The organism is Streptomyces sp. NBC_00271 (genome assembly GCF_036178845.1).
Taxonomy (GTDB): domain Bacteria; phylum Actinomycetota; class Actinomycetes; order Streptomycetales; family Streptomycetaceae; genus Streptomyces.
In genome coordinates this window covers 11,116,602-11,140,532 of record NZ_CP108070.1, presented here as the reverse complement: position 1 = coordinate 11,140,532, position 23,931 = coordinate 11,116,602, and the positions used below count along the sequence as shown (strand labels likewise).

27 protein-coding genes are annotated in these 23,931 nt (G+C 69.0%); 14 read left to right on the top strand and 13 right to left on the bottom strand.

All coding sequences use genetic code 11. The features are described from left to right. Positions 1-24 precede the first annotated feature (24 nt). Together OG798_RS50810 and OG798_RS50805 are read right to left on the bottom strand one after the other, a co-directional pair. Positions 25-945 (bottom strand): helix-turn-helix domain-containing protein, encoded by a 921-nt coding sequence (locus OG798_RS50810; RefSeq protein ID WP_328759629.1) that lies wholly within the window; start codon positions 943-945, stop codon positions 25-27. 98 nt (positions 946-1,043) lie between these two features. Continuing rightward, positions 1,044-1,253, bottom strand: coding sequence for a DUF397 domain-containing protein (locus tag OG798_RS50805; protein ID WP_095850352.1), 210 nt, complete (start codon positions 1,251-1,253; stop codon positions 1,044-1,046). A gap of 309 nt (positions 1,254-1,562) precedes the next feature. Between OG798_RS50805 and OG798_RS50800 the strand changes: the two genes are divergently transcribed. The 5 genes from OG798_RS50800 (at position 1,563) to OG798_RS50780 (ending at position 4,112) form a co-directional block, all read left to right on the top strand. Beyond that, on the top strand, positions 1,563-2,066 hold the full coding sequence (locus tag OG798_RS50800; protein WP_328759628.1) for an ATP-binding protein: 504 nt from the start codon (positions 1,563-1,565) through the stop codon (positions 2,064-2,066). Next, positions 2,063-2,605, top strand: coding sequence for a hypothetical protein (locus OG798_RS50795; protein WP_183126894.1), 543 nt, complete (start codon positions 2,063-2,065; stop codon positions 2,603-2,605). The genes OG798_RS50800 and OG798_RS50795 overlap by 4 nt, the downstream gene beginning before the upstream one ends. A gap of 120 nt (positions 2,606-2,725) precedes the next feature. Then, positions 2,726-3,361, top strand: coding sequence for a ParA family protein (locus OG798_RS50790; protein ID WP_256259209.1), 636 nt, complete (start codon positions 2,726-2,728; stop codon positions 3,359-3,361). Then, entirely contained in the window at positions 3,358-3,582 is a 225-nt protein-coding gene (locus tag OG798_RS50785) for a hypothetical protein (RefSeq protein WP_095850355.1), read from the top strand. The genes OG798_RS50790 and OG798_RS50785 overlap by 4 nt, the downstream gene beginning before the upstream one ends. A gap of 89 nt (positions 3,583-3,671) precedes the next feature. Further along, positions 3,672-4,112, top strand: coding sequence for an OsmC family protein (locus tag OG798_RS50780; RefSeq protein WP_328759627.1), 441 nt, complete (start codon positions 3,672-3,674; stop codon positions 4,110-4,112). Positions 4,113-4,142: 30 nt separating this feature from the next. On the opposite strand, the gene OG798_RS50775 is transcribed toward OG798_RS50780, so the two are convergent. From OG798_RS50775 to OG798_RS50755, 5 genes are all read right to left on the bottom strand, one after another. Continuing rightward, the gene (locus tag OG798_RS50775; RefSeq protein ID WP_121413498.1) at positions 4,143-4,631 is read right to left on the bottom strand and encodes a (2Fe-2S)-binding protein; all 489 of its coding nucleotides are present in this window, start codon (positions 4,629-4,631) and stop codon (positions 4,143-4,145) included. A gap of 21 nt (positions 4,632-4,652) precedes the next feature. Next, positions 4,653-6,758, bottom strand: a complete 2,106-nt coding sequence (locus OG798_RS50770; RefSeq protein WP_328760196.1) for a xanthine dehydrogenase family protein molybdopterin-binding subunit — start codon at positions 6,756-6,758, stop codon at positions 4,653-4,655. Between the two features lie 114 nt (positions 6,759-6,872). After that, on the bottom strand, positions 6,873-7,853 hold the full coding sequence (locus tag OG798_RS50765; RefSeq protein ID WP_328759626.1) for a LysR family transcriptional regulator: 981 nt from the start codon (positions 7,851-7,853) through the stop codon (positions 6,873-6,875). Continuing rightward, complete coding sequence (locus OG798_RS50760) at positions 7,846-8,775, bottom strand: DMT family transporter (RefSeq protein ID WP_328759625.1); 930 nt, start codon at positions 8,773-8,775, stop codon at positions 7,846-7,848. The genes OG798_RS50765 and OG798_RS50760 overlap by 8 nt, the downstream gene beginning before the upstream one ends. 125 nt (positions 8,776-8,900) lie before the next feature. Then, positions 8,901-9,689 carry an ArsR/SmtB family transcription factor gene (locus OG798_RS50755; protein WP_095850359.1) on the bottom strand — a complete coding sequence of 263 codons (789 nt, stop codon included), beginning with the start codon at positions 9,687-9,689 and terminating at the stop codon, positions 8,901-8,903. Positions 9,690-9,947: 258 nt separating this feature from the next. On the opposite strand from OG798_RS50755, the gene OG798_RS50750 reads away from it, so the two are divergent. Continuing rightward, positions 9,948-10,433: a VOC family protein gene (locus tag OG798_RS50750; protein ID WP_306458682.1), complete on the top strand. Its 486-nt coding sequence runs from the start codon at positions 9,948-9,950 to the stop codon at positions 10,431-10,433. Between the two features lie 81 nt (positions 10,434-10,514). On the opposite strand, the gene OG798_RS50745 is transcribed toward OG798_RS50750, so the two are convergent. Genes OG798_RS50745 through OG798_RS50735 form a run of 3 tightly spaced genes read right to left on the bottom strand, consistent with a single transcriptional unit; the run spans position 10,515 to position 13,254 of the window. Then, positions 10,515-11,081, bottom strand: a complete 567-nt coding sequence (locus tag OG798_RS50745; protein WP_328759624.1) for a hypothetical protein — start codon at positions 11,079-11,081, stop codon at positions 10,515-10,517. Next, positions 11,078-12,559, bottom strand: a complete 1,482-nt coding sequence (locus tag OG798_RS50740; RefSeq protein WP_328759623.1) for a sensor histidine kinase — start codon at positions 12,557-12,559, stop codon at positions 11,078-11,080. The genes OG798_RS50745 and OG798_RS50740 overlap by 4 nt, the downstream gene beginning before the upstream one ends. Beyond that, a complete protein-coding gene (locus OG798_RS50735; RefSeq protein WP_121413502.1) occupies positions 12,556-13,254 on the bottom strand; it encodes a response regulator in 699 nt (232 codons plus the stop codon). The genes OG798_RS50740 and OG798_RS50735 overlap by 4 nt, the downstream gene beginning before the upstream one ends. A 269-nt stretch (positions 13,255-13,523) precedes the next feature. On the opposite strand from OG798_RS50735, the gene OG798_RS50730 reads away from it, so the two are divergent. Further along, positions 13,524-14,369, top strand: a complete 846-nt coding sequence (locus OG798_RS50730) for a DUF3152 domain-containing protein (RefSeq protein ID WP_328759622.1) — start codon at positions 13,524-13,526, stop codon at positions 14,367-14,369. 48 nt (positions 14,370-14,417) lie between these two features. On the opposite strand, the gene OG798_RS50725 is transcribed toward OG798_RS50730, so the two are convergent. Further along, entirely contained in the window at positions 14,418-15,323 is a 906-nt protein-coding gene (locus tag OG798_RS50725) for an AraC family transcriptional regulator (protein WP_095850364.1), read from the bottom strand. Positions 15,324-15,519: 196 nt separating this feature from the next. Here OG798_RS50725 and OG798_RS50720 point away from each other — a divergent pair, with 196 nt between their 5' ends. Beyond that, a complete protein-coding gene (locus OG798_RS50720; RefSeq protein ID WP_097228615.1) occupies positions 15,520-15,837 on the top strand; it encodes a putative quinol monooxygenase in 318 nt (105 codons plus the stop codon). A 92-nt stretch (positions 15,838-15,929) separates the two neighbouring features. After that, the gene (locus tag OG798_RS50715) at positions 15,930-16,898 is read left to right on the top strand and encodes an alpha/beta hydrolase (RefSeq protein WP_328759621.1); all 969 of its coding nucleotides are present in this window, start codon (positions 15,930-15,932) and stop codon (positions 16,896-16,898) included. A gap of 30 nt (positions 16,899-16,928) precedes the next feature. Here the strand turns inward: OG798_RS50715 and OG798_RS50710 are convergent, their stop codons facing one another. Continuing rightward, entirely contained in the window at positions 16,929-18,131 is a 1,203-nt protein-coding gene (locus OG798_RS50710) for an IS110 family transposase (protein ID WP_328759620.1), read from the bottom strand. Between the two features lie 211 nt (positions 18,132-18,342). Between OG798_RS50710 and OG798_RS50705 the strand changes: the two genes are divergently transcribed. The 4 genes from OG798_RS50705 to OG798_RS50690 all read left to right on the top strand — a co-directional run bounded on the left by OG798_RS50705 (position 18,343) and on the right by OG798_RS50690 (position 22,815). Then, positions 18,343-19,101, top strand: coding sequence for an SDR family NAD(P)-dependent oxidoreductase (locus OG798_RS50705; RefSeq protein ID WP_121413507.1), 759 nt, complete (start codon positions 18,343-18,345; stop codon positions 19,099-19,101). Between the two features lie 250 nt (positions 19,102-19,351). Further along, positions 19,352-20,734 (top strand): SMI1/KNR4 family protein, encoded by a 1,383-nt coding sequence (locus tag OG798_RS50700; RefSeq protein WP_328759619.1) that lies wholly within the window; start codon positions 19,352-19,354, stop codon positions 20,732-20,734. Between the two features lie 277 nt (positions 20,735-21,011). After that, on the top strand, positions 21,012-21,995 hold the full coding sequence (locus OG798_RS50695; protein ID WP_095850369.1) for a Dyp-type peroxidase: 984 nt from the start codon (positions 21,012-21,014) through the stop codon (positions 21,993-21,995). Between the two features lie 22 nt (positions 21,996-22,017). After that, positions 22,018-22,815, top strand: coding sequence for a family 1 encapsulin nanocompartment shell protein (locus OG798_RS50690; protein ID WP_095850370.1), 798 nt, complete (start codon positions 22,018-22,020; stop codon positions 22,813-22,815). Between the two features lie 53 nt (positions 22,816-22,868). On the opposite strand, the gene OG798_RS50685 is transcribed toward OG798_RS50690, so the two are convergent. Further along, positions 22,869-23,333 (bottom strand): GreA/GreB family elongation factor, encoded by a 465-nt coding sequence (locus tag OG798_RS50685; RefSeq protein ID WP_121418090.1) that lies wholly within the window; start codon positions 23,331-23,333, stop codon positions 22,869-22,871. 283 nt (positions 23,334-23,616) lie between these two features. On the opposite strand from OG798_RS50685, the gene OG798_RS50680 reads away from it, so the two are divergent. Next, positions 23,617-23,922 (top strand): hypothetical protein, encoded by a 306-nt coding sequence (locus OG798_RS50680; RefSeq protein WP_121413509.1) that lies wholly within the window; start codon positions 23,617-23,619, stop codon positions 23,920-23,922. Positions 23,923-23,931: the final 9 nt, after the last annotated feature.

Genomic DNA, 23,931 nt, shown 5'->3' with positions numbered 1-23,931 from the left:
TTCGGCCGGTGGAGCCGGAGGCGGTCACGCGGTCGAATAGCGCCCCGCGGTCGTGTCCCGCAACAGCGTCAGCGAATCCCGCGGGGTGAGGGCCTCGTCTCCCAGACGGTCCAGAGCCAGTCGGTACTCTTCGGTCTCGTCCCGGTCCTCCAGGAAGTTCGCGCTCCTGATGTGCTCCAGGTAGACGATGTCGGGTAGATCGAGGCCGTCGAAGCGCAGGTAGGTGATGGGGATGGCGGGCGCGGAGGCGTGCGTCACGTCCAGGGGCACGATCTGCAACGTCACCTGGGGACGCTGAGCCATCTCCACGAGGTACTCGAGCTGCTCGCGCATCACCTCACGGCTGCCCAGTACGCGCCACAGGACCGACTCATCGATGATCGCCCACAGTTGAGGGCCGTCCTCACGACGCAGCAGTTCACGTCGGCGCATGCGCAGTTCGACACGGCGTTGCACCTCACCTGCCGGTGCCGTGGGCAGGCCGCGCTCCACGACCGCCCTGGTGTAGGCCGGAGTCTGCAGCAGACCGGGGACGTACTGGATCTCGAAGGTGCGGATGGCGGCAGCGGCCTCCTGCAGCCCTACCAGCCGATCGAACCACTCGGGCATCAGCCGCTTGTCGTAACGCTGCCACCATCCCGGCTCACCGGCACGCCGCAGCAGTTGGAGCAGAACCGACGCCTCATGGTCATCGGTCTTGTAGAGCTCCAACAGCGCGCGGACGTCGCCTTCCGTGGGCGGCCGACGGCCCTTGCCGGCTTCGATGCGCGACAGCTTCGCCGGACTGAACCCGATGGCGCGAGCGGCCTGTTCCTGCGCGAGGCCGACGTCTTCGCGGATGCCCGCGAGCTGGACACCGACGAGCATCTTCAGCAAGGTCGGAGCGGGCTCGGTCCGCGTCAGATACGGTTCGAGGCGGGAGACACGAGGTGACTCGACGGACATCCTGACTCCCTGGAGAACGGCAGACGACGGGGTCCATCCTCGCATCCCGCGGCCTTCTGTCGCACGCGTCGGCAGAAGTGGAATCGTTCGACTCCGCTTCACACCAGATGGTCGAACTCCCCGTCCTTCGCCCCGGCCAGGAAAGCGGCCACTTCAGCCGCTGTGTAGATGAGGGCCGGCCCGTCGGGGTCGCGCGAGTTGCGCAGCGCCACGCCTCCCTCGGCCAGGGACGCCACCTCGACGCAGTTGCCTTCGGCGTTGCTGCGCCGACTCTTCACCCAGCGAACACCCAGTGAACTGGCCCGCATTCCGTTTCGCACTGACGGCACCGCACTCTCCTTGTTCACGTTCCACCACGGTGTACAGGTCGGCCGCCCACTGGAGCGGACCGAACCCGTGCGGCCTGCCCCAGCCACCATTCGTGCAATTTCCCGTGAAATTGCACGACGGGCGCTGTCAGGATGGATAATAGCTCGCGAGTCAACCGCACTGTTGCCGCACCGAACCTGACGTCGCATCAGGGAGATGTCGTGTCCTTACCTGCACGCGAAGCACCGAGCCTTGCAAGCGGCAGGGCTGCGCCATCGTCGGGTCGAGCCGCTCCGACCGGCTCACTCATGGAAGAAGCGCGCTCCTCCGTCGCGGAGCAAGAGCGGCCCGGGGGGAGCGATCCCGCGTGCAACTCACCCAGATTCGCCAGCCTGTGCATCACCGACACCCGCCAGGGGCTCGCCCAGGCGCGCGCCTTCACCCGCAGCACCCTTGGCCACTGGGAGTTGGACCACCGCAGTGACGACGCCGTCCTCATCGTCAACGAACTGGCCACGAACGCGGTACTCCACGCGGCACCGCACTCCGCCGATGGGCAGAACGGCGTACGGCTCAATCTGACGCTTCGACGCGCCCATCTCGTGTGCGCCGTCACCGATCAGTACGAGAGCCCGCCCGTCTACCCACGCACGGACGCTTCGCTGGAAGTCCACGGCCGCGGCCTGCGCATCGTCGAGGAACTGTCCGAGCACTGGGGCTGGACTCGCTCGCGTGCAGGCAAGACCGTCTGGGCGATGCTGTCCACTCCCCCGTCTCGGCCGACATCACCGCCCTGGCAAGGTCCGACATGACAGCCGCCGCATCGGCAGAGCCGCCCGGCGCACGGCATCACGCAACGCCTCTCGTGGGAGTGGACATGGAGACAACCCTGAAGAACCTGAGAGACGTCCCATGGCCCGAGCTCCAGGACTCCACCGGGTCCGCCACGGGCATCCCTTCCCTGCTCGCGGCCATCACCACGGGTGACGAAGCCACCGCCGTTTCCGCGCTCGCGCGTCTACGGCAACGCATCTGCCAGTACGGCTTCGTCGTGGACCAGGCCACCGCCGCCACGGTCCCCTTCCTGTGGGAACTCGCCCAGCTCCCTCAAGTCCCCTGCCGTGTGCAGGTCCTCCAGCTGCTGAAGAGCATCGCCGACGCCCGGCAGTGGGAGAGTACGGCCATCGCCTACCCCAAGCTGCTCAATCGCCGTGAGAACTATGTGGGCTGGGAACGCGAGGCACGCCGAGCCGTGCGCGCCCACAGCGAGACGATCCAGCGCCTGCTCGACGAACCGGACAAGGAACTCGTGCAAGCCGCGCGGGAGCTGGCCTCCGCGCTGGCCGACTGATCCGCCGTCGACCTTCCGCGTTAGCCCCTACGAATGATTCACGGCGCCGCAGGGTGAAAAGGGAGAGCGTGTGCCGCGCCGACGGCAGTCGGCCGCTCGCGACCGTTAGCGTTGCGTCTCGTGTCGCTGAGCTATGCCTTTGTGAACCTGAAACCCGGAGTGGGAAAGACGACCAGCGCGGTTTGGTTGGCCCACGCCCTGCACGAGTCGGGCCTCTCACCCCTGCTGGTGGACAGTGACCCCGCCTCCTCCGCCTTGCGCTGGAGCGAACTGGCGGGAGGCTTCCCGTTTCCGGTGATCGCCTTTCCGGTGGGCGACGTGCATCGGCGTGTGAACGACTTTCTCGGCAACCGACAGGCCGTGGTGTTCGACGCCCCGCAGCTGGAGGACCATGCCCACATCGCGCGGAGCATCATGAGATACGCGAGCGAGTGGATCGTGCCGCTGACCCCGGCCCCCATCGAGCTGGATCGCATGGCACCCATCGGCAGCGAGATGAGCGACGTGCAGTCGCTGCGGGCCCAGCCGGCCCGTGCCGCTGTCCTGCTGAACCGCACCAATCGTCCCGATGCCACGCGCACCGGCCCCGATGCCGACGCTCGCGAAGCCCTCACCGAGCGGGGCTTCGACGTGTTGTCCACCCACATTCCCCGACTCGACTTGTACGCCCAGTCGTTCGGCAGCCCGGTCGAGGTCAAGGGCTCGGCATACATGGACCTCGCAGACGAACTCATCAAACGTCAGGACAAGGCGTGAACCAGCGCAAGGACACCTACCGAGCGGCATTGCAGCGCGAACCGGACGTCGCCGCGTCCCGTCCCGTCAAGGTCACTCACCTGCACACCCGATACGTCCGGGTGACCATCGAGCTCGACCCCGCCCTGCAGCGCGAACTGACCCGCTGGGTCGAGCCACCCCTGTCCGCGCTCCTGCGGGTCGGCGCCGCCGTACTGCAGCCCCTGAGAGGCACCCCGTAGGACGGGGACGGGGATGCGCGGGCGCCGTTTCTTCGCGTCGCACCGTCGGCGGGGCCAGGTCTCGCCACCTGCGCGTTAGTGTCGTCGGCATGACCGAAAACACCCCGCGCTCCGTCACCGTCGAGCGGACCGCCACCGGCCACTTCACCGCGACGAACCCTCGCGGCGGCACGATCAGCTTCGGCACCAGCTCCGATCCCCACGGCGGCACCGACTTCACCCCGGTCGAGCTGTTGCTCGCCGCGATCGGGGGCTGTACCGCGGCCGACGTCGATGTCGCCACCGCCCGCCACGCGGAGCCCACCGGGTTCACCGTCTCCGTCACGGGCAACAAGATCAATGACGAGTTCGGAAACCGGATGACCGACCTCGCGGTCACCTTCTCCGTCACCTTCCCGGACGACGAACTCGGCGACCGCGCCCGCGCGATCCTCCCCCGGGCGGTCAAGACCTCCCACGACCGGCTCTGCACGGTCAGCCGCACGGTCGAGATCGGCACACCCGTCACGGCGAAGGTCGCGGACGCCTGACCCCACCGGCACCGAACGCCACCACGTGCCTCAAGGGTGGCTCTGACCGGGGCGGGTCACATGGTCGTCGGCGACGGAGGCTTTCTTGATCGCCTCGCGGATCCGGGAGTACGTGCCGCAGCGGCAGACGTTCTCGATACGGTCGATGTCGTCGTCGGTGGGCCGGGACGTCTTCTTGAGCAGGGCCGCGGCGGCCATGATCTGGCCAGGCTGACAGAAGCCGCACTGAGCGACATCGCAGTCGAGCCACGCCTGTTGCACGGGGTGCAGGGTGTCGCCGTCGGCCAGGCCCTCGATGGTGGTGACCCCACGGCCCACGCAGTCCGCGACCGGGACGACACAGGGCTGGATCTCCGCCCCGTCCAGGTGGCTGGTGCAGGCACGGCAAACGCCCACGCCACAGCCGTACTTGGGCCCGGTGACGTGCAGCAGGTCGCGCAGTACCCACAGGAGCGGCATGTCGGCGGGGGCCTCGACGGTGACCGGCTTTCCGTTGAGAACGAAGGAATAGGAGGGCATCGGCACCTTCTCGGACAGCGATCAGAAGTTGATCGGGAAGCGGCGGGGCTTGGTACGGGTCGCACGGGCGTAGGCGTTCGCCACGGCACCGGCCGCCGCCGGCACGCCGAGCTCGCCTGCCCCGCCGGGCTCGCGCCGTGACGGCACGATGTGCGCCTCGAAGTGCAACGGGGAGTGCTGCTGGCGGGCGTAGCGGAAGTCGGCGAAGCTGCCCTCGCGTACCGCACCCCGGTCGATGTGCAGTCCGGCCCGCAGCACGGTGGAGATGCCGTCGACGGCGGTGCCCATGAGCTGGGCCTCGAGTCCACGCGGGTTGACGGCCGTTCCGACATCGGCCGCCATGACCACCCTGGTCACCCGGGGGTTCTTCGGGTCGGTGGCGTCGATCTCGACCAGGCAGGCCACGCAGGAGCCGTATTCCTCGTGCACGGCCACACCCTGTGCCTGGCCGGACGGCAGGCGCCGACCCCAGTGTCCGGCGGCCGCGACCTTGTCGAGTACGGCTTTGACCGCCTTGTTCCTGAGCGTGCCGCGCCGGAAGGCCACCGGGTCCTTGCCCAGCTCGGCGGCGACCTCGTCGACGACGATCTCCTCCGCGGTGCGCATCGTCCCGGAGTCCACCGACCGCCAGGCTCCGAGCGGCATCGCCAGCTCGACCGAGCCCGAACTTCCCGAAACGCGCCCGAAGTTGTAGAGGCCGCTGTCGCTGGGCAGCGGGCCCGCGGCCACCGTGGTCACACCGCCCCGAACGGCCACGCCGCCCTGAACGGCCACGCCCTGCCGCTCGTACGACTCGCTCACCGAGGCCATCGCATGGCTGAAGGCCACCACCCTGCCCCGCTCATGGCTGGCCCGGATCCGGTGATGCGAGGCCCCGCGCATCCGGCCGTGCCTGATGTCGTCCCCGCGGCTCCACATCAGCTTCACCGGTCGCCGTGCCGCCTTCGAGATCAGGGCGGCCTCGATCGCGGCATCGTAGTTCAGCCGCCGTCCGAAGGAGCCGCCTCCGCGCACGACATGGACGCGGACCTTCGATTTCGGCAGTCCGATCGCCGAGGCGATGCTCTCGCGCGCGTCCATCGGTGTCTGGGAGGAGAACCAGATCTCGGCCCGGTCCGCGCGTACGTCCGCCACCGCGGTCAGCACCTCCATCGGGGCATGGCTGACGAAGGCGAACTCGAACTCTCCCTCGACCTGCGCCGATCCCCGCGGTGGCGCCCCGGCCGAGGGAACGGCGGCTCGTAACCGGGACCGGATGGCGGCGTCGGACAACGACGCCAGCGGCCCCGGCCTCCAGGTGATGCGCAGGGCGTCGCGGGCCTTGAAAGCGTGGTGGAAGGACTCCGCCACCACGGCGACACCGCCGGCGACCTTGACCACCGCGTGGACGCCGGGCATCGCGCGGGCCGCGCGGTCGTCGACCGAGACGAGGCGCCCACCGAGCGTCGGGGGCCGGGCCACCACGGTCGGCTTCGCCCCGGCCACCTCCAGGTCCCCGGCGTACTTCGCCTTGCCCGTGGCGATGTCCCGCGCGTCGATCCGGCCCGTCGGCCGTCCGATCACCTTGTGCTCGGACGCGGGCTTGGGCCTGCTCGACACGGCGGGCCGGCGGATCCCGGCGGCGGCCGCCGTCAGCGATCCGAAGGTGGCCGTACGGCCGTCGGGGGCGACCACCATCGTGTCCCGCGTACGCAGGCTCCGGGCGGGCAGGTGCCAGCGCCGGGCGGCCGCGGTCACCAGCCGGGCCCGGGCGGTGGCGGCGAGCGCGCGGGCGGGAGCGTACAGGGAACGGACGGAACTCGAGCCGCCGGTGTACTGGTTCCCCTTGGTGCGGGCCTCGGCGAGCGGGATGTCGACGTCGACGAGCCGGGCGTCCAGTTCCTCGGCGATCATCATGGCGACCGCGGTCGTGATGCCCTGCCCGACCTCGACGCGAGGCAGTCGTACGACCACCTTGTTGGCCGCGGTGACCTCCAGGACCAGCATCTCCTCGTCCGCGCCGGTCACCAGGACGCGGGAGGGCCCGTGCGCCTCCGCCGCGGTGGGCTCGACACCCTCCGCCGACGACGTGTCGCAGCCGACGGGCGCCGCGAGGGTCAGTGTGGACGCCGCGAGCGAGTAGACCATGAACTTCCGGCGGGACAACTGTCGGGCCAACAGACGCTCCTCTCCGAGTACCCGGGTGGGTTCCCCTGGTATGAGGGGACAGCGCTCCTCGAGGTTGCGTGGGCGGTCGTCCGATCACCGGGGCCGATCGGGCCGGCCGGCGGTCCTGTCGTCGAGCGCCGTGGCCGTCTCGTGCAGGAGGTCCAGTACGGCCCGCAGGTCGGGGTGTTTGCCGGTGCCCGCGCGGCAGACCGTGAAGACGGTCCGGGACACCGGACGGACCAGGGGGTGGAGGCTGAGGGGCGCGGTGTGGTCCGGCAGAGCCATGCGGGGAACCAGGACGGCCCCGGCGTCGGCGGCGGCCAGAGCCGTCAGCACGGAGAAATCGCTGCTGGAGGCCCGGATGTCCGGGACGAAGCCGGCCGCGCCGCAGGCCCGCTGGATCATCTCGTAGCAGGAGGTCTCCGGGCCGGGGGTCAGCCACGGCAGGTGCGCCAGACGGGACAGGTCCGCGGGCTGCCCGGCGGCGAGACCCTCCGGGCCGGCCCGGTCGGGGTGCAGGGCGAGGAGGACTGGTTCTTCCATCAGGACCGTCTGCTCCCATGCCGCGGGGACACTGCGCGGCAGCACGGTGTAGCTGTGCACCAGGGCGAGGTCGGTCGAGCGTTTGTGGAGTTCGTCGAGGGCTTCGTCGGGCTCCTGGACGGAGAGCCGCAGCGAGAGGTCCCGGGCCGCACCGGTGCTGTAGGGAGCGGGATCGGTGCCGGTGCCGTTGAGACGTTCGAACAAGGGCGGAACGAGGGTGCGGGCGGCGGAGGCGAAGGCGCTGATCCGTACCGTGCCGCGGCGGCCGCCTTTCATCGCGGCCAGGCCGGACTCGGCTGCCGCGAGCTCTGCCAGGATGACCTCGGTGTGGGCCACCAGCAGTTCCCCGGCGGCGGTCAGACGCAGCGTGCGGCCGTGTTTCTCGACGACGGGTGTGCCGGCCTCCTTCTGCAGGGCGGCGAGATGCTGGGAGACGGCCGGTGCGGTCAGGTGCAGCGCGTCCGCCGTGGCCGCGACGGTTCCGTAGGCGGCCAGGTGCTGGAGGATGCGCAGGCGGCGTACGTCAAGCACAAGCGGCTCCTTGCGGCTCGGACGCGTCCACGGTGGGGGCGTTGGCGGGGTGGTGGTTCTGCTTGTGCCGGCTGATCAGGATCACTCCCGCGACACTGATCGCTCCACCGGCCAGCGCGACGGGGCGGGGCACCTCCGCCAGCCAGACGAAGGAGACGATCAGGGCCACCGGCGGCACCAGGTACAGGGCCGCGGTGGAGACGGCGAGCGGCAGCCGGGCAACAGCGTAGGCCCAGATGACGAAGCCGAGGGCGGAGGGCAGGAGGCCCAGGTAGGCGGCGGAAGCGAGTGCGGAGGCCGGGGCGTGGACGGTCGCGTGCCAGGTGGCGGGGATCAGGGGCAGCGCGAAGACCGTACCCGCGACCATCGCGTAGGTGGCGACCTCCAGTCCGGTGTAGTGGCGCAGCAGGGGCTTGCTCGCGAAGTGGTAGACCCCTTGGACCACGGCGGCCGCCAGGATGACGAGGGCCGAGACGGAGAACCCGCTGGTGCCCTGGGCCAGGCTGACGACGGCCGCGCCCGCGAGGGCGACGACGCTGCCGACGACGATGTCGCGGGTGAGCCGCTCGCCCAGGAACAGGCTTCCCAGCAGCACACTGAAGACGGGGGCGATCGCGATGAGCAGGCTCGCGGTCCCGGCCTCCACGTGCACTTCACCCCAGTTGAGCAGGACCTGGTACGCGGTCATGCCGGTGGCCCCGCACAGGGTGATCAGCGGCAGGTCGCCGCGTCGCGGCAGCCGTACCTTCGCGAAGGGCGCCACGGCCAGCAGCGCGACGGCGGCGATCAGGAGCCGCAGGAACGACAGCGCCGCCACCCCCAGACCGTCGATGCCGACCCGGATGGCGGGAAAGGCCGACGCCCACAGCACGACGGTGCCGACCAGGGCGAGGAAGCGGGGAGAGGCGATGCGTGCGGACATGACTCCACCATCGCCGACCAGAATGAGAAGTTCCAGTTAGCTTTTGTTTCAGAAAGCTTCAGTTCTACTTACTGGTCGGGAGGAGCACGCCTGCGGGATACGGAAAGGGGGTGGCGAGTGCCGTCTCAGGCGTGCCCGGGAGACATCTCCCATGGCGCCTGCGGGAGGACATCACCGGTCTCGAGCAGCGACTTGAGGTTCGCCAACACGGCCGGCCATCCGCGCGAAATGCCGTTGAGCATCTCCTGGTTGGGGAGATTCTCGTGGGTCACGGTGAGGCGGACGATGTCCTCGTGTGGTTCGACGAGAAAGGTGACGACCGACGGTTCCCTCGGCGTTTCGGCGTCGGGGGCGTCCTCGAAGGTGATGACCAAGCGTGTCGGAGGCTCGGTCTTGATCACCTGACCGACGACATCGACGGCACCTGAGCCGTCGACGCGTCGATGCTCCCAGGTCGAACCGGGTTGCCAGTCCGAGATGTTGGCGTGTCCCCAGTAGCGCGCTGTCAGGTCCGCGTCCGTCAGGGCTTGCCACACCTGCTCCGCGCTCGCACGGATGTAGGTGACATAGACATAGGTCGGCACGGACGTGGGTCCGTCGGTCATGGCGTACTCCTCTGCCTGATTCTTGATGGCGCTGATCGCTTGCAGGCGGGGCTTGTCGAACCCCGAGATCCAGCGCTCCTCCATCTCGTGGATCGGTGTCGGGTTGAGGTAGTGAAGCCGCTCCCGCCCCCGTCGCACGACGGTCACGAGGTTGGCCTGCCCGAGGACGTCGAGATGCTGTGTCGCCGACTGGCGGGTCATGTCCAACCGCTCGCACAGCTCGCTCAGCGTCTGGCCGTTGTGCTCACGCAGACGGTCGAGCAGGAGTCGCCGGGTGGGGTCGGCCAGCGCTTTGAAGACCAAGTCCATCGCTCTAGCTTCGAGGCTCACGCTGCATTATGCAGGTACTTGCCTGCATAATGTCAAGGGCGGATCTTCGCCGGCCTCGATTCACCCGGGGAACGATGAGCTCGGCGCGCCGTCGGACGTCATCGCCAATATCATCGGTCGTACGACAACTACCGCGTAGTCGGTCCATGGGTGACCCGGAGCCGGTGCTCGGGTTCCCGCCGGTGGGGGCCTAACAGGGGCCACAGCCGAACCGGGCGGCCGTCATGGGAGATCGCCATGAGCACCCAGCAGAGAGAGCAGGACGGCGCAACGGACGTCGTCAAGGAGCCGACCATGAGCATGAGGCTCGAGGTCGCCGTCATCCCGGTCACCGACGTCAGTCGCGCCCTGGACTTCTATCGAAGCCTGGGGTGGCGGCTCGATGCGGACTTCGAGGCCAGTCCGAGATTCCGGCTCGTGCAGCTCACGCCACCGGGGTCGGAATGCTCGATTCACTTCGGTCGCGGGATCACCCCCGCGGCGCCGGGCTCCGCCCACAACTACCTTGTGGTCTCCGACTTGGAACAGGCCTGTGCCGACCTGATCAGCCGAGGCGTCGAGGTGAGCGAGATCTACCACAACGTCTACGACGCGGGCGTGCAGGATCAGGCGGACGGCCCCGATCCAGAGGGTCGCAGCTACGCCTCATTCGCCTCGTTCAGCGACCCGGACGGCAACGGGTGGGTGCTGCAAGAGGTCCAGGTCCGCCTACCGGGGCGCTGAAAAGCGACGCCATCGTACGGTGAGGCGCAGGGACAGATTCCAACGGGCGGGTGGTCAACGTATGGGGCCACCGATGACCCGCTAGGGCAGCCGCGTCGGCGGCGTGCCAGTGGGCCTCGGGGAATCAGCCGGCCCCGTCATGGATGGGCACGTCGCGCTGGAGCCTTCGGCGCGCCAACCGCCGGGGCCCGTCACGGTCACGGTCACGTGCGTCGATGCGGTGTCGGCGTCCTGTGTCTCGACGAGGCGGGCGTCGGCGGCTGTGCAGACCAGCTGGGCGAGTGCTGTCCCGGTCAGCGGCGCGGTCCGGTCCGGCAGTTCGATCGACAGCCGTCCGCCGTCCGTCCGGACCGTTGGGGCGTACCTCATCGGTGGAAGCTCGGTGGTCATGCCCTTACGGCGTTCCTGGGCCTCCGGGCCCTGGAACAGCATCGCCACGGCCGTCTCGATGCCACCCGGGCCGAAGACATGGCGGCGCACGGCAAGCAGGGTGCCCTCACCGACAAAGTAGAGGACGTAGGCCGGCCGGATGCCAGTGGCGGGCTCTCCCGCCTCCACGACGCCGGTCTCGGGGATGCCGCACGAGGAGAGCAGGAAGGCGGCCGTGAGCAGCAGCGCGGACCGCGACGACCGGCGCGTGCGGCTCATGAACCCTCCCGTTCCCGAGTCTGTCCCAGGGACCGTCCCAGGGGAATCCCGACCGTGAACACGGCACCGCCCTCCACGCGGTTGGCCGCCCGGACCGTGCCACCGTGCAGATGGACGTTCTCTGCCGTGATCGAGAGCCCGAGTCCGCTGCCCTCCGTTCTGGTCCGGGCGGTGTCCGACTTGTAGAAGCGGTCGAAGACGTGCGGCAGGACGTCGGCGGGGATGCCCGGCCCGCTGTCCCGCACCTCGATGACCGCCCACCCCGTGTCGTCCGCGTCCGGCGACTCCCGTGCGTACAGGAGCAGTTGCACGGGGCGTGCGCCGTGGCGGAGCGCGTTGCCGACCAGGTTCGCGACGACCACGTCGAGGCGGCGCGGGTCGACCCGGCCGCGCAGTTCGCCGGGCTCGGGGAGCAGGGTGTCCACCGTGTCCAGCCAGGCGCGGGCGGCGAGGGTGCGGCGGAGGGACTCGGCGAGGTCGATGTCGTCCAGTTGCAGGGCCGCCGCGCCCGCGTCGAAGCGGGAGATCTCCATCAGGTCGTCGACCAGGCGGGCCAGCTTCACGGTTTCCTCGCTGATGAGCCGTACGGCCGTGGCGGTGTCCGGGGTCAGCCCGGCCGCGTCCTCGTCGAGAACGTCGGTGACCGCCGACATCGCGGCCAGTGGGGTGCGCAGCTCGTGCGACACGTCCGCGACGAAACGGCGGGCACGGGCTTCCATGCGGCGCAGTTCGGCCACGGACCCCTCCAATGCGGCCGCGGTCTCGTTGAAGGTGTGGGAAAGGTCGGCGAGTTCGTCGGAGCCGTTGATGGCGAGCCGGGTGTCCAGGTGGCCCTCGGCGATCCTGCGAGTGGCGCGGCGCAACTCCCGTACGGGACGCAGCACGCCCCGGGCGGCCAGCAGGGCGAGCAGGACGGCCAGGCCCAGGGCGGGCAGGACGGCGCGACCGATGGCGGCGACCAGGGCGTCGACGTAACCCTGTTCGCCGGTCTGCGGCACCGTCAGGAAGACCGCGACCCCGGAGGCCGGGTGTTCGCTGGGGGTCTCGAAGGTGACCGGCAGGCCGACGACGAGCGAGGAGCCGCCGTGCGTCGACACCCGCTGGAAGACGGCGGCCCGGCGGGAGCTCACGGCCGACCGCATGGCGGGTGTCAGCTCGGTGAACCCGTCCTGTGGTGTGGAAGTGGCCCGCAGTTCGCGATAGGTGGCCAGTACGCGCCAGTTCTGCGCAGGTTCCGCGCGGGCCACCTCGGCGGCGATCCACTCCAGGTCGGGCCGGGTCGGGGGGTAACTGACGCCTGCCGCCAGGGCGTTGACGTGATACCGCAGGCGTTTGATCACGTTGTCCTGGCTCTGCTGGAGCACCCCGGTGCGGGCCTCCCGGAAGGTCAGGGCACCTGTGGTCAGGGTGGCGACGGCGGCGACGAGCACGAACGCCACGAGCAGTCGGCCGCGCAGGCCGCGCAGCGGTGGTTTCACCGGGACTGGAACCGGTAGCCGAAACCGCGCACGGTCTGGATGTAGCGTGGTTGCCCCGCCGGCTCGCCCATCTTGGTGCGCAGCCGCTTGACGCAGGCGTCCACCAGCCGCGAGTCGCCGTGGTAGCTGTGCTCCCAGACCGCCTCCAGCAACTGCTGCCGGGAGAACACCTGGCCGGGCGAGGCCGAGAGCGTCAGCAGGAGCCGCAGTTCGGAAGGGGCGAGGGAGACCGGAACACCCTGCCGGGTGACGGCCAACCCGGACCGGTCGATGGCCAGTTCGCCGTTCTCCCCATGGGCCTCGATCTTCGGTATGCCACCGTCGGTGGGCGCTCCGCCGACCCGGCGCAGGACAGCACGTATACGGGCCTCCAGGACGCGTGCCTGCACCGGCTTCACGACGTAGTCGTCCGCTCCGGCTTCGAGGCCGACCACGATGTCCGTGTCGTCGCCGCGGGCGGTCGCCATGATGATCGGCACCTGGTCCTCGGTACGGATCCGGCGACACACCTCGAGACCGCTCAGGCCGGGCAGCATGAGATCGAGCACGACGACGTCCGGCCGGAAGGACCGCAGCCGGGCCAGCCCGTCCTCGCCGGTCCCCACGGCGGCGACGTCGTGTCCCTGGCGGCTCAGCGCGAGCACGACGCCCTCCCGTACGGCGCGGTCGTCTTCGATGAGCAGGACACGTGGCATGCACTCAGTATCCGTACGGATCAACGGACTTGACGCGGAGACCACGTCCGGCCAGGGAACTGTTACGGGACGATCACATAGCCCCGTCCACGATCGGGCGTTACGGTCTCGTTATCCTCCGATCCAGGTCCCATCACATCGTGTGCACAGCCTTGACGGCCATGACCACGACCGCCCACCGTGCGACGCCCCCGACCCCGCGATCCCATCGTCGTCGCAGCGGCCCCGCGCACGCCGACGGGCGCGGCCGGAAGGGGAAGGGGCCTCTGTTGGGGGGCGTCGCCGCGCTCGCCGTCCTCGTCTGCGTCGCCACCCTCGTCATCAACCGGACGGCGTCCACGGCCTCCGGAAGCGACGACCGGCCCGCTGCCGCCGCACGGCCCTCCCGGTCGGCGCCGGACGAACCCTCGAAGACACCGGACCCGTCGGCGAAGCCGAGCAGTACGGCGGCCGGCGCCGAGCACAGCAAGGAGCCCGGCGCCAGGACCAGCGGGATGGGCGCGCCGTCCGCGGGCTCCTCCGCACCGGCCTCCTCCCCGGACTCCGTCCCGTCCTCGGGCCCCGGTACGTTCACCACCGCGGGCGGCGGGAGCGGGACCGTGGGGCGGGGCAGCCGGCTGCTGCGCTACGAGGTCGTCGTCGAGGACGGCCTCAAGCAGTCGGCTGCCGACGTCGCCAAGCAGGTGGAGGGCATACTTGCCGACCCGCGCGGCTGGACGGCCGACGGCGAGAGCGCGTTCCGGCGTGTCACCGGCGGCACGCCCGACTTCGTCGTACGGCTCGCCACGCCGGGAACGGTGGACAAGATCTGTGGCCGGTACGGACTCGACACCGGCGGTGAGGTCAACTGCAGTGTGGGCAAGGACGTCGTGGTCAACCTCAGGCGGTGGCTGCTGGCGACTCCCGTGTACGCGCACGACGTGGCCGCCTACCGGGCGCTGATCATCAACCACGAGGTCGGCCACTTCCTCGGCCACCACCACGTGACCTGCCCCGGCGCGGGCAAGCCGGCTCCCGTGATGATGCAGCAGATCAAGGGCATGCACGGCTGCGTCCCCAACGTCCGGCCGTACGACAGGGAGGGCCGACTCATCACGGGACCTGCCGTGCCCTGACGTACGCAGCCATTGCGCAAGACGGCCGTGCTTTGATCTCCCGTCGTCTCAGGGAAGAGCGCTCGCGGTGGTGTGCGCGGTGTGACGCAGGCGGGCGGCGTCCTGGCTGGGGGGTGCGCCGAACTGGCGGCGGTATTCCCTGCTGAACTGTGACGCGCTGTCGTAACCGACGCGGTGGCCGACCGCGGTGACGTCGTTGGGGTGGGTGGCGAGCAGCAGTCGGGCCTCCTGCAGCCTGATCTGTTTCTGGAACTGGATGGGGCTCATCGCGGTCACCGCCTGGAAGTTGCGGTAGAAGGCGGAGACGCTCATGCCGGACAACTGCGCGACGTCCTCGACCTTGAACGGCTGCGCGTAGTGCTCGCGGATCCACCGCACCGAGCGCGCGACGTGACTGAGGCTGCTGTCGGCGAGGCCGAGCTGGCGCACGATACCGCCCTGTTCGCCGGTGATCAGCCGCCACAGGATCTCCCGCTTGACCAGCGGCGCGAGCACCGTCCGGTCGCGGGGTTCATCGAGCAGGCGCAGCAGCCGGACCACCGCGTCGAGCAGCGGATCCGGAGCGTCACTGACGGCGATGCCCGGCAACGCGCTGCCGCCGGCGCGCGGGGCATCTCCGGGCCCGGCCTGCAGCAGCAGTTCGGCGACGACGGACGGTTCCAGCGTGAGACCGAAACCCAGGGCCGGGTGCTCCGGGTCGGCGTCGGTGAACTGGCCGGTGACGGGCAGGTCCACCGACGCGACGAGGTACTGCCCGGCACGGTACTCGTACACCCGGTCGCCCAGCGCGAGGCGTTTGGCGCCCTGTGCGATCACCGCCAGCACCGTGCCGGTCATCGACGGCGCCGGCGGGTCGGACCGCTCGACCTTCGAGATGAGGACGCCGTCGATGGCGGTGGTCCACTCCGGCCGTGCGTGTCGGGCCAGCAAGGTGCGGAGCTCTTCGAGATACATGCCTTCATTGCAGCACACGCCCTGTCGTCGACTCCTGCACAGAAGAGGATTGTGCAAGGAGCCGACAGTATCGTTCTACCGTTTCCGCAGGTCAGGCCGCTTGAATGGAGTCACTGGAGTCCAGCGGAGAGCCAAAGGGCCTTCTACTCCAGGACCAGCACACCTGCACGATCGGTCATCGCGGAAGAAGGTAGTCATGATCGTCAATCACGGATTCAACGCCACCCTGACCGCCAGGCCCGGAATGGGCGACCAGCTGGCCGACCTGCTGCTGACCGGCCTGAGCGACGGCAATCCCGGAACGAGTGAACACTGCCTCGTCTATCTCGTCTGCCGTTCGGCGTCCCACCCCGACGTCGTCCATGTCACCGAGGGCTGGACCAGCGAGGAGGACCACCACCGGGTCTTCGCCGGCGAAGCGGCTCAGGCCATCGTGAAGCGGTTCGACGGGCTGCTGGCGAAGGACCCCGAATACACCGATTACGTACCGGTTCACGGCAAGGCCGCCTTCTGAGGCCGCTGTTGCATCCCCAGCCCTTCCTCACGCCGGTGGGCAGGCGCCCTCCACCCCTGACCATCCGTACGACCCGACGAAAGGTAGTCACCGTGACGCTCGCACGACCCGCCTTGGACCCCGAACTGGGCGCGCTGCTCGCCGACATGCCGCTCATGACCCACCTCGGCCCCGAACTGCTCGCGCAGTTGCGCCTGCTCCCGTCGACGCCGGTCGAGCCCCTTCTCGAAGGCCGCTCGGTCGACCGGCGCGAGGTCACCGTGTCAGGCGAGGACGGTGCGCGGATCCCCTTGTCGGTCTTCAGTCCCGCCGGGACCGCGCACGCCACGGGGGCGCCGTGCGTCTTCTGGATACACGGCGGTGGGATGGTCATGGGAGATCGCTTCTCGCAGATCGACATCCCGCTGGAGTGGCTCGACCTGTTCGGTGCCGTCGTGGTCTCCGTGGACTACCGGTTGGCGCCCGAAGTCGGCGGCACGACTTTGGTCGACGACTGCTATCAGGGGCTGCTGTGGATCGTCGAGCACGCCGACGAGTTGGGCATCGACCCCGCCCGCATCGTCGTGGCGGGCGCCAGCGCCGGCGGTGGCCTCGCCGCCGGGGTCGTCCTGATGGCGCGCGACAGCGGCACCCTGCCGATCGCCGCCCAAGTGCTCATCTGCCCCATGCTCGACCACCGCAACACCACCACCTCGAGCCTGCAGTACTCCGGCGATCCCGGAGTCTGGACCCGTGAGATGAACGAGTTCGGCTGGCGCTCGGTGCTCGGCGACCTCCGAGACGAGCAGGTGCCCTGCTATGTCTCCCCCGCGGTGGCCGACGACCTCTCGGGTCTGCCGACCACCTACGTCGACGCCGGCTCGGCCGAGGTCTTCCGCGACGAGGATGTCGCCTACGCCGCCCGGATCTGGGCGGCCGGCGGCCAGGCGGAACTCCACGTCTGGGCGGGAGGCTTCCACGGGTTCGACGCCCTGTACCCGCAGGCGCGTGTCTCGGCCGAGGCCCGCCGCACACGCAACGACTGGCTCGCCCGAGTCCTGTCCCCGGCCTCTGCCGCATAGCGACACCCCAGGAGAATCTCAATGATCGTGTCAAGCCGCCTGCGTGACCGGCGGGGCGGAGGTGAACAGTCTCTTGTCACGCAGCAACGCCCACAGAACGTCGACCCGGCGCCGGGCGAGCGCGAGCAGGGCCTGGATATGCAACAGTCCTTCGGCGCGCTTCTTGAGGTAGTAGTCCCGGGAGGGGCCGGGTCGCATCATGGCGGACTGCGCGGACATGTAGAACAGCCAACGCAGGCGCCGGTTGTAGCGTTTGGGCCGGTGATAGTTGCCGGTGCGGCGGCCGGAGTCGCGGGGCACCGGCGCCAGGCCGGCGTGCGAGGCCAGGCGCCCGGCGTCGCGGTAGCCGGACAGGTCACCGACGATGGCAACGAACTCGGCACCCAGGATCGGGCCCATGCCGGGCATGGACTCGATGATCTCAGCGCGGTCGTCGGCGCGGAAGGTCTCGCGGATCTCCCGGTCGTTGTCCTTGATCCGCTCGTCCAGGGCCAGGAGCTGGTGGGCCAGGTCGCGCACCAGCTTGGCCGCCCGGGCCTCCCCGGGCAGGGCAGTGCTCTGGGACTGGGCAGCCTCGACGGCCTTGACCGCAACGGCGTCGGCGCCGCGGACCTTGCGGCGTTCCAGCCAGGTGGTCAACCGCTTGGCGCCGGTCCGGTGCAGAGCAGCCGGGGTCTGATACTCCGTCAGCATGACCACCGGGCCCTTGGCCGCGGAGTAGTCGAAGGCCCGCTCCAGCGCGGGGCAGATGCCGACCAGCAGGTCACGCAGCCGGTTGATCAGCCGGACCCGGTCGGCGATCAGGTCGCGCCGGTAACCGGTGAGCAACTGGAGCGCGGAGACCAGTTCTGGAGGAGTCTCAATCGGAGCGAAGTCCCGGCGCATGCGGGCCTGGTCGGCGATGACCAGGGCGTCTTTGGCATCAGTCTTGCCCTCACCGCGGTAGGCGCCGGTCATCCGGTTGACGGTGCGGCCGGGCACGTAGACGACCCGCTGCCCGTGCGCGATGAGCAAGGCCAACAGCAGGGTGGAGGCCCGGCCGGAGATGTCCACCGCCCACGCCACCTCGTCGGCCTTCTCCCGGGCCGTGTCGATCAGCGTAAGGATCTGGGCCTCGTCGTTGATCACCTTCGTCGAGAACAGCGTCTCACCGTCGGCGTTCACCGCCACCGCCCAGTGATGCCCCTTGCCGGCGTCAATGCCGACCCATATCCGCGCGTGAGGCGTGCTCAAGCCCGTCGCTCCGTTCCACCGTGACCAGCACTTCCGTGGCCCGGGGAACACTCCGACGACAGGTCCTTAACCAGCGATGACCGCAGTTCTCAATCAGTGGTCGGAGCATCCCGGAGGACCGGGCGGCCATTCTCCTGGAGCCATCAACAGCAAACACATCATCAGCCACACCCGGTCCTCCCGGACCGCCCAACATTCTTAAGGAACCATCATGAAGGTAGCAATCATCACGGGCGCCAGCTCCGGTATCGGGCAGAGCGCGGCGATCCAGATCGCCAAGCGAGGAACCGGAGTCATTCTGACCTACGGCAACAACGCCCAGGGAGGGTTGGAGACGGCGGCCGCGATCGAGAAGGACGGCGGCACTGCCGTCGCGCTGCCGCTGGACGTCGGTGAGACCGGCGACTTCCCGGCCTTCCGGCGGTCCGTGGTCGACGTGTTGCGCGACACCTGGCAGCGCGACACGTTCGACTATCTGGTCAACAACGCCGGCTTCGCCCACACATCGCTGATCGAGGATACGACCGAGGAGATGTTCGACAGGTTGATGCGGGTTCTGCTCAAGGGCCCGTACTTCCTGACGCAATGCCTGCTGCCGCTGATGGAAGACGGTGGGGCCATCGTCAACACGAGCAGCAACTCGGCGATGGGGTCCGGCCTGGAGCCCGGCTACTCCGCCTACGCGTCGATGAAGGGCGGCCTCAACGTGCTGAGCCGCTACATGGCCAAGGAGTTCAGCACGCGAGGCATCCGCGTCAATTCACTTTCGCCGGGCTCGACGCGCACCCGGATCGCCGACGACGCCTTCGAGCGGTTTCCCGAAGTCATCCCGGCCCTCGCGGCGAAGACCGCTCTCGGCCGGGTCGGCGAACCCGATGACATCGGCATGATGATCGCCGCCTTGCTCTCCGAGGAGAGCCGCTGGGTCACCGCCCAGAACATCGAGGTGTCGGGAGGCTACAACTTGTAGTCATGAGCAGCACGCCAACGGCCTGCGTCACCACGCGGTTGCCGTCGCCCTCAGCACACACACGCGAGGAGGACCCGATACGCTGACTCACTTGAGGAGTGCGGCTTCCCCGGCGACGAGCGGGACCCTGGACAGGTCCCTTCGGCCCAGGTCAGCGGCGCTCCTCGGTTCTTTGACCAACCATCAGACACCCGCCACCCGCACTCGCGCAAGCGCGAGGCCAGTTCACCAGAGCGACCGGAGGCCGCCGTTGCCCTCGATACATGACTTCGCGACCTGGGAGCCCGTGCTGCGGCTTCTGCGGACCGCCCACGCGGAGAGCATCGCCGCACCAGGCGGCTACGTGGCGGGACGGATCGGCCAACACGGGTGGAGCCTGCCCATGCCGCGGCGGCGCCCGCAGCCCGGACGTGCCCTCCAGATCGAGGACATGCAGGACGAGTTCGACGCGGTGGAGCGGGTGCGCGGCGCACTCGCGGACGCGGGTGTCGACGACATCTCGTTCGCGGCGGAGATCTCGCCCGACGGAAGCACCGCACTCCACCTGCTGCACCCCAGCCCCGCCGTGGAGCCCGGTATCGGCAATCCGCATCCGGGTTCACTCATCCTGGTCGAGGGTTCCGTCCCCGAGCCCTGGCGCCGCCTTCCCGAACCGGTTCCCGGAGCGGTGCCCGCCCCGTCGGTGGATCTGGCGTCGCTGGAGCGAACACTCCGCGAGCGGATCCCCGATGCCATCGGCGCCACCGAGGCGGAGATCGCCGCCGCGGAAGCGCGCCTCGGCGTCGTGTTGCCCGACGAGTTGAAGGTGCTCTACCGCGTGACCCGGGCGCGGTGGGAGGACTGGGGCGACGACTACGAGGCGGCGGAGCACGTCTACGATGCGGTCGGCTGCGAGCTCTTTTCCCTGGATGCGCTGTACATCGCCGACGCTCCGTCCCGTCCGTCCCGCTGGGAGTTCGCGGCGATGAAGGCGGTCGGCACCCCGCCCGATGCCGCGGTGCAGGGTCTGGTCGGCTCCCCCGGCTGGATCGTCTTCGGCGACAACGGCGGCGGCGACCGCATCGCGGTGGACCTGACACCAGGCCCGCGCGGACACGTGGGACAGATCATCATGCTCGACCATGAGCAGGACGTCGGCGGCGACCTGCACGCCGACTCCCTCACCGACCTGGTACTGAACGGACTCGGCGACGAGCGCCGGGGCCCTCGCGGGGACCAGCCACCGGCCGTGGCCCGGGTCAACATCGCAAGCCTGAGCAGTGTCGAGGCCGCCGTCCATCCAGAGCTGGAGGTCCTGTCCATCGGCGTGTGGGAGGGAGAGCCGCTCAGCCTCGTCCCCGTCACCGGACTCCCCCGCCTGCGGACTCTCACGGCCTACCCCGGTACGCTCGCCGACCCGCTGGAGATCGCCAAGCTGACCGGGCTCGAGTTCCTGGAACTCGGGCCGGAGGATTGGCGTGTCCTGCTCGATGCCGGAGCCGTCCCGCGTAGCCTGTCGGCCGCCTCCATCGAGATCCACGGCACCCGCCACCCGCTCCCGATCGTGGCCCTCGCCAACGAACTCCTCGCCCTCTGGGACCGTCCTCTGATCACGCGGACAACCCTTGAAGGCAACCTCGGCCCCGTGGCGTAGACCGGTTCACCCAGGCAGGTCTTCACCCCGAAGTCCTGTCCGCCGCTACCCTTTCACGGCCCTTGTTGCCGATCGCGAGGATTCCCTCGTAAAGAAGGCGCAATGGATCGGGCGCTAATCCTCGACCACCGGGGGGCGGGTGCGATGCGCGCAGGCAGGCACCTGTGTACCCGCACCGGTCGACATCACCGTGCCCCAATTCTAGTATTTATTATGTTTCCTCACGTTATTCTGCCGTGCGTAGCGCCATAGCCACGACATGTAGGAGGCAGGCTCCGTGGTTGAGTCGCAGTTCGTGATGGCCCCGCCCGCCAAAGCCGCCCTGTTCCTCGTGTGCACCATGGCGCCTGGCGGCGAGCCCGCTGTTCGCGATCTGCTCCAGGATGTGGCCGGGTTGCGACGATCGGTCAGTTTCCGCGCTCCGGACGCGGAGCTGAGTTGCGTCGTCGGCATCGGCTCCGCCGCCTGGGACCGGCTCTTCGCAGGATCCCGCCCACGCGATCTGCATCCGTTCGTGGCGTTGACGGGCTCTCGGCACCGAGCCCCGTCCACCCCTGGTGACCTGCTCTTCCATCTGCGTGCCCACCACATGGACCTCTGTTTCGAACTGGCCCAGTTGATCGGCGAACGTCTCTACGGAGCGGTCGCCGTGGTGGACGAGGTGCACGGTTTCAAGTACTTCGACGAGCGCGACCTCCTCGGCTTCGTCGACGGCAGCGAGAACCCCGAGGGCCAGGTCGCGGCCGACGCGGTGTTCATCGGTGACGAGGACCCTGATTTCGCGGGCGGCAGCTACGTGATCGTGCAGAAGTACGTGCACGACCTTGCCGCGTGGAACGCGTTGCCCACGGAGGAACAGGAAAGGGTCATCGGCCGCACAAAGCTGGCGAACGTCGAGATGCCGGACGACATCAAGCCCGCCGACTCGCATGTCGCACTGAACACCATCACCGACGCGGACGGAAACGAACGGAAGATCGTCCGTGACAACATGCCGTTCGGCAGCATCGGGCAAAGGGAGTTCGGTACCTACTTCATCGGCTATGCGCGCACTCCCGAGGTGACCGAACAGATGCTGAGGAACATGTTCCTCGGTGACCAACCCCATACCCACGACCGAATCCTCGACTTTTCCACGGCGGTCACCGGCTGTCTGTTCCACGTACCGAGCGCCGACTTCCTCGACGACCCGCCCGCCGCGCCCACCGGAGCGTCGGCGAGCGAGGGCTCCCTGGGGATCGGCAGTCTCAAAGGAGCCTGATCACGTGTCCACGCCCAACGGTATGAACAACCTGCACCGCGAACTCGCGCCGATCACGCCCGAGGCATGGGCACAGATCGAGGAGGAAGCTCGCCGTACCTTCCAGCGCAACGTGGGGGGCCGTCGTGTCGTGGACGTCACCGGACCCGACGGTCCCGCGCTCGCCTCGGTCGGCACCGGCCACCTCGCCCGCATCGAAGGGCCCGGACCGGGCGTCACCGCCCTCCTGCGCCAAGTACAGCCCCTGGTCGAACTGCGCGTCCCCTTCAAGGTCGGTCGCGATGCGGTGGACGACGTAGAGCGCGGCTCGAACGACTCCGACTGGCAACCGGTCAAGGACGCGGCGCGCGCCATGGCGTTCACCGAAGACCGGGCCGTCTTCGAGGGGTACGAGGCAGCGGGCATCGACGGACTGCGCAGGCGCACCTCCCATCCGGTGCACGGCCTGCCTGCGGAGACACGTGATTACCCGGATGCCGTCAGCCGCGCGCTGACGACCCTGCGCCTGGCCGGAGTCGCCGGCCCGTATTCGCTGTTGCTGGGCGCCGACGCGTACACCCTGGTGAGCGAGACGTCCGACCACGGCTATCCGATCACGGAGCATCTCAGCCGGATGCTGGACGCCCCGCCCATCTGGGCGCCCGCGGTCGACGGCGCCTTTCTGCTGTCCACCCGCGGTGGGGACTTCGAACTGCGGCTCGGTGAGGACCTCGCGATCGGCTACACCGCGCATGACGCGAACGAGATCGAGTTGTACTTCCGCCAGAGCCTGACCTTCCTGGTGTACACCGATGAGGCTGTGGTGGCACTCGGCTCGTGACCGCACGGCGCCCGAGCGGACGTAGATTGCCCTGGGAGACGGCGATGCGGGTCCTACGGGGCGCCCAAGGACTGCACCGTCACGGTCGTCCGTCCGTCGGGCGCCTCGTAGCTGACGGAGTCACCCGCACGGTGGCCGAGCAGGGCGCGGCCGAGAGGACTGTCGGTGGTGACCAACGTCTGGTCCAACGGCTCGGCGACGTCGCCGATCTGGACCGTCTCTTCGCCGCCGTCGGCGAACCGTACGGTGACGGTGCTTCCCAGATCGACCACATCGGTGCGGGGCGGACCGGCCTCCGCCGCCCCGTCCAGCCTCTCGGTGATCCGGGTGATACGGGCGTCAAGGTGGTCCAACTGAGTGGCACGCTGCAACTCGTCGGCCTGGTCGGCGGTGTCTCCCGCCGAGTCCGTGTCGCCCAGGGTTGCCGCGACCGCGTTGCGTTCGGCGTGCAGATCCGCAAGCTCCTGTTCGAGCGCCCGACGGGCTTCGGCGCTGATCGGCCCGGCTTCACTGGTCATTCCTGCTCCCGTTGTGCAGGTGGAACAGCTGGGTGACGATGGGCGATTCCGCTGTTTACAAGCATAGTCGCGAGCTCGCCGCGCCGCGTGAACCGATGTGCCCCGGGGCGGGGCTGCCCGAAGCCGTGCGGGACTACCTGTTGGGCCATACCCCCGTGTAGGGATGCGGGCGCGGCGTTATCAAGATCGGTTCCTGATTTCAAGTCACGCTGTTCCGTGACATGACGCGAAGTCCCTCGGTGAACTTTTCTGGATGCAGAATTTCTCAGGTCAGGAGATTCTCATGCAGATCATCACCATCGCGGCCGCCGTCATCGTCGGGGCATTGTCCAGCATCATCTATGTGCAGTACGCCGCGTCACGCAGCCCGGGACGACCGATCCCGCTGTTCTCCACCCGGCTCGCGCTTTTTCCACTATGGGCCGACGTGACGTTCACGACGGGCTGGATCGTCAGCTCATTCACGCTCATTTTCATGCTTCCGATCTGGGTGGGAGTGGCCGCTTGCTGCGGGGCCACGGTAGTCCCCTTCGAGGTGATGCGCCGCCGTCACAACCGCCAGGTCAGAGGCCGAGTTCTCACTCCATGAGCGCGATGC

Excerpts from the sequence above, each read along its gene's own strand:
- OG798_RS50810 (WP_328759629.1), bottom strand. The coding sequence starts at position 945 with ATGTCCGTCGAGTCACCTCGTGTCTCCCGCCTCGAACCGTATCTGACG.
- OG798_RS50805 (WP_095850352.1), bottom strand. The coding sequence starts at position 1,253 with ATGCGGGCCAGTTCACTGGGTGTTCGCTGGGTGAAGAGTCGGCGCAGC.
- OG798_RS50800 (WP_328759628.1), top strand. The coding sequence starts at position 1,563 with ATGGAAGAAGCGCGCTCCTCCGTCGCGGAGCAAGAGCGGCCCGGGGGG.
- OG798_RS50795 (WP_183126894.1), top strand. The coding sequence starts at position 2,063 with ATGACAGCCGCCGCATCGGCAGAGCCGCCCGGCGCACGGCATCACGCA.
- OG798_RS50780 (WP_328759627.1), top strand. The coding sequence starts at position 3,672 with ATGACCGAAAACACCCCGCGCTCCGTCACCGTCGAGCGGACCGCCACC.
- OG798_RS50775 (WP_121413498.1), bottom strand. The coding sequence starts at position 4,631 with ATGCCCTCCTATTCCTTCGTTCTCAACGGAAAGCCGGTCACCGTCGAG.
- OG798_RS50770 (WP_328760196.1), bottom strand. The coding sequence starts at position 6,758 with ATGGTCTACTCGCTCGCGGCGTCCACACTGACCCTCGCGGCGCCCGTC.
- OG798_RS50760 (WP_328759625.1), bottom strand. The coding sequence starts at position 8,775 with ATGTCCGCACGCATCGCCTCTCCCCGCTTCCTCGCCCTGGTCGGCACC.
- OG798_RS50755 (WP_095850359.1), bottom strand. The coding sequence starts at position 9,689 with ATGGACTTGGTCTTCAAAGCGCTGGCCGACCCCACCCGGCGACTCCTG.
- OG798_RS50750 (WP_306458682.1), top strand. The coding sequence starts at position 9,948 with ATGAGCACCCAGCAGAGAGAGCAGGACGGCGCAACGGACGTCGTCAAG.
- OG798_RS50745 (WP_328759624.1), bottom strand. The coding sequence starts at position 11,081 with ATGAGCCGCACGCGCCGGTCGTCGCGGTCCGCGCTGCTGCTCACGGCC.
- OG798_RS50735 (WP_121413502.1), bottom strand. The coding sequence starts at position 13,254 with ATGCCACGTGTCCTGCTCATCGAAGACGACCGCGCCGTACGGGAGGGC.
- OG798_RS50725 (WP_095850364.1), bottom strand. The coding sequence starts at position 15,323 with ATGTATCTCGAAGAGCTCCGCACCTTGCTGGCCCGACACGCACGGCCG.
- OG798_RS50720 (WP_097228615.1), top strand. The coding sequence starts at position 15,520 with ATGATCGTCAATCACGGATTCAACGCCACCCTGACCGCCAGGCCCGGA.
- OG798_RS50705 (WP_121413507.1), top strand. The coding sequence starts at position 18,343 with ATGAAGGTAGCAATCATCACGGGCGCCAGCTCCGGTATCGGGCAGAGC.
- OG798_RS50690 (WP_095850370.1), top strand. The coding sequence starts at position 22,018 with ATGAACAACCTGCACCGCGAACTCGCGCCGATCACGCCCGAGGCATGG.
- OG798_RS50685 (WP_121418090.1), bottom strand. The coding sequence starts at position 23,333 with ATGACCAGTGAAGCCGGGCCGATCAGCGCCGAAGCCCGTCGGGCGCTC.
- OG798_RS50680 (WP_121413509.1), top strand. The coding sequence starts at position 23,617 with ATGCAGATCATCACCATCGCGGCCGCCGTCATCGTCGGGGCATTGTCC.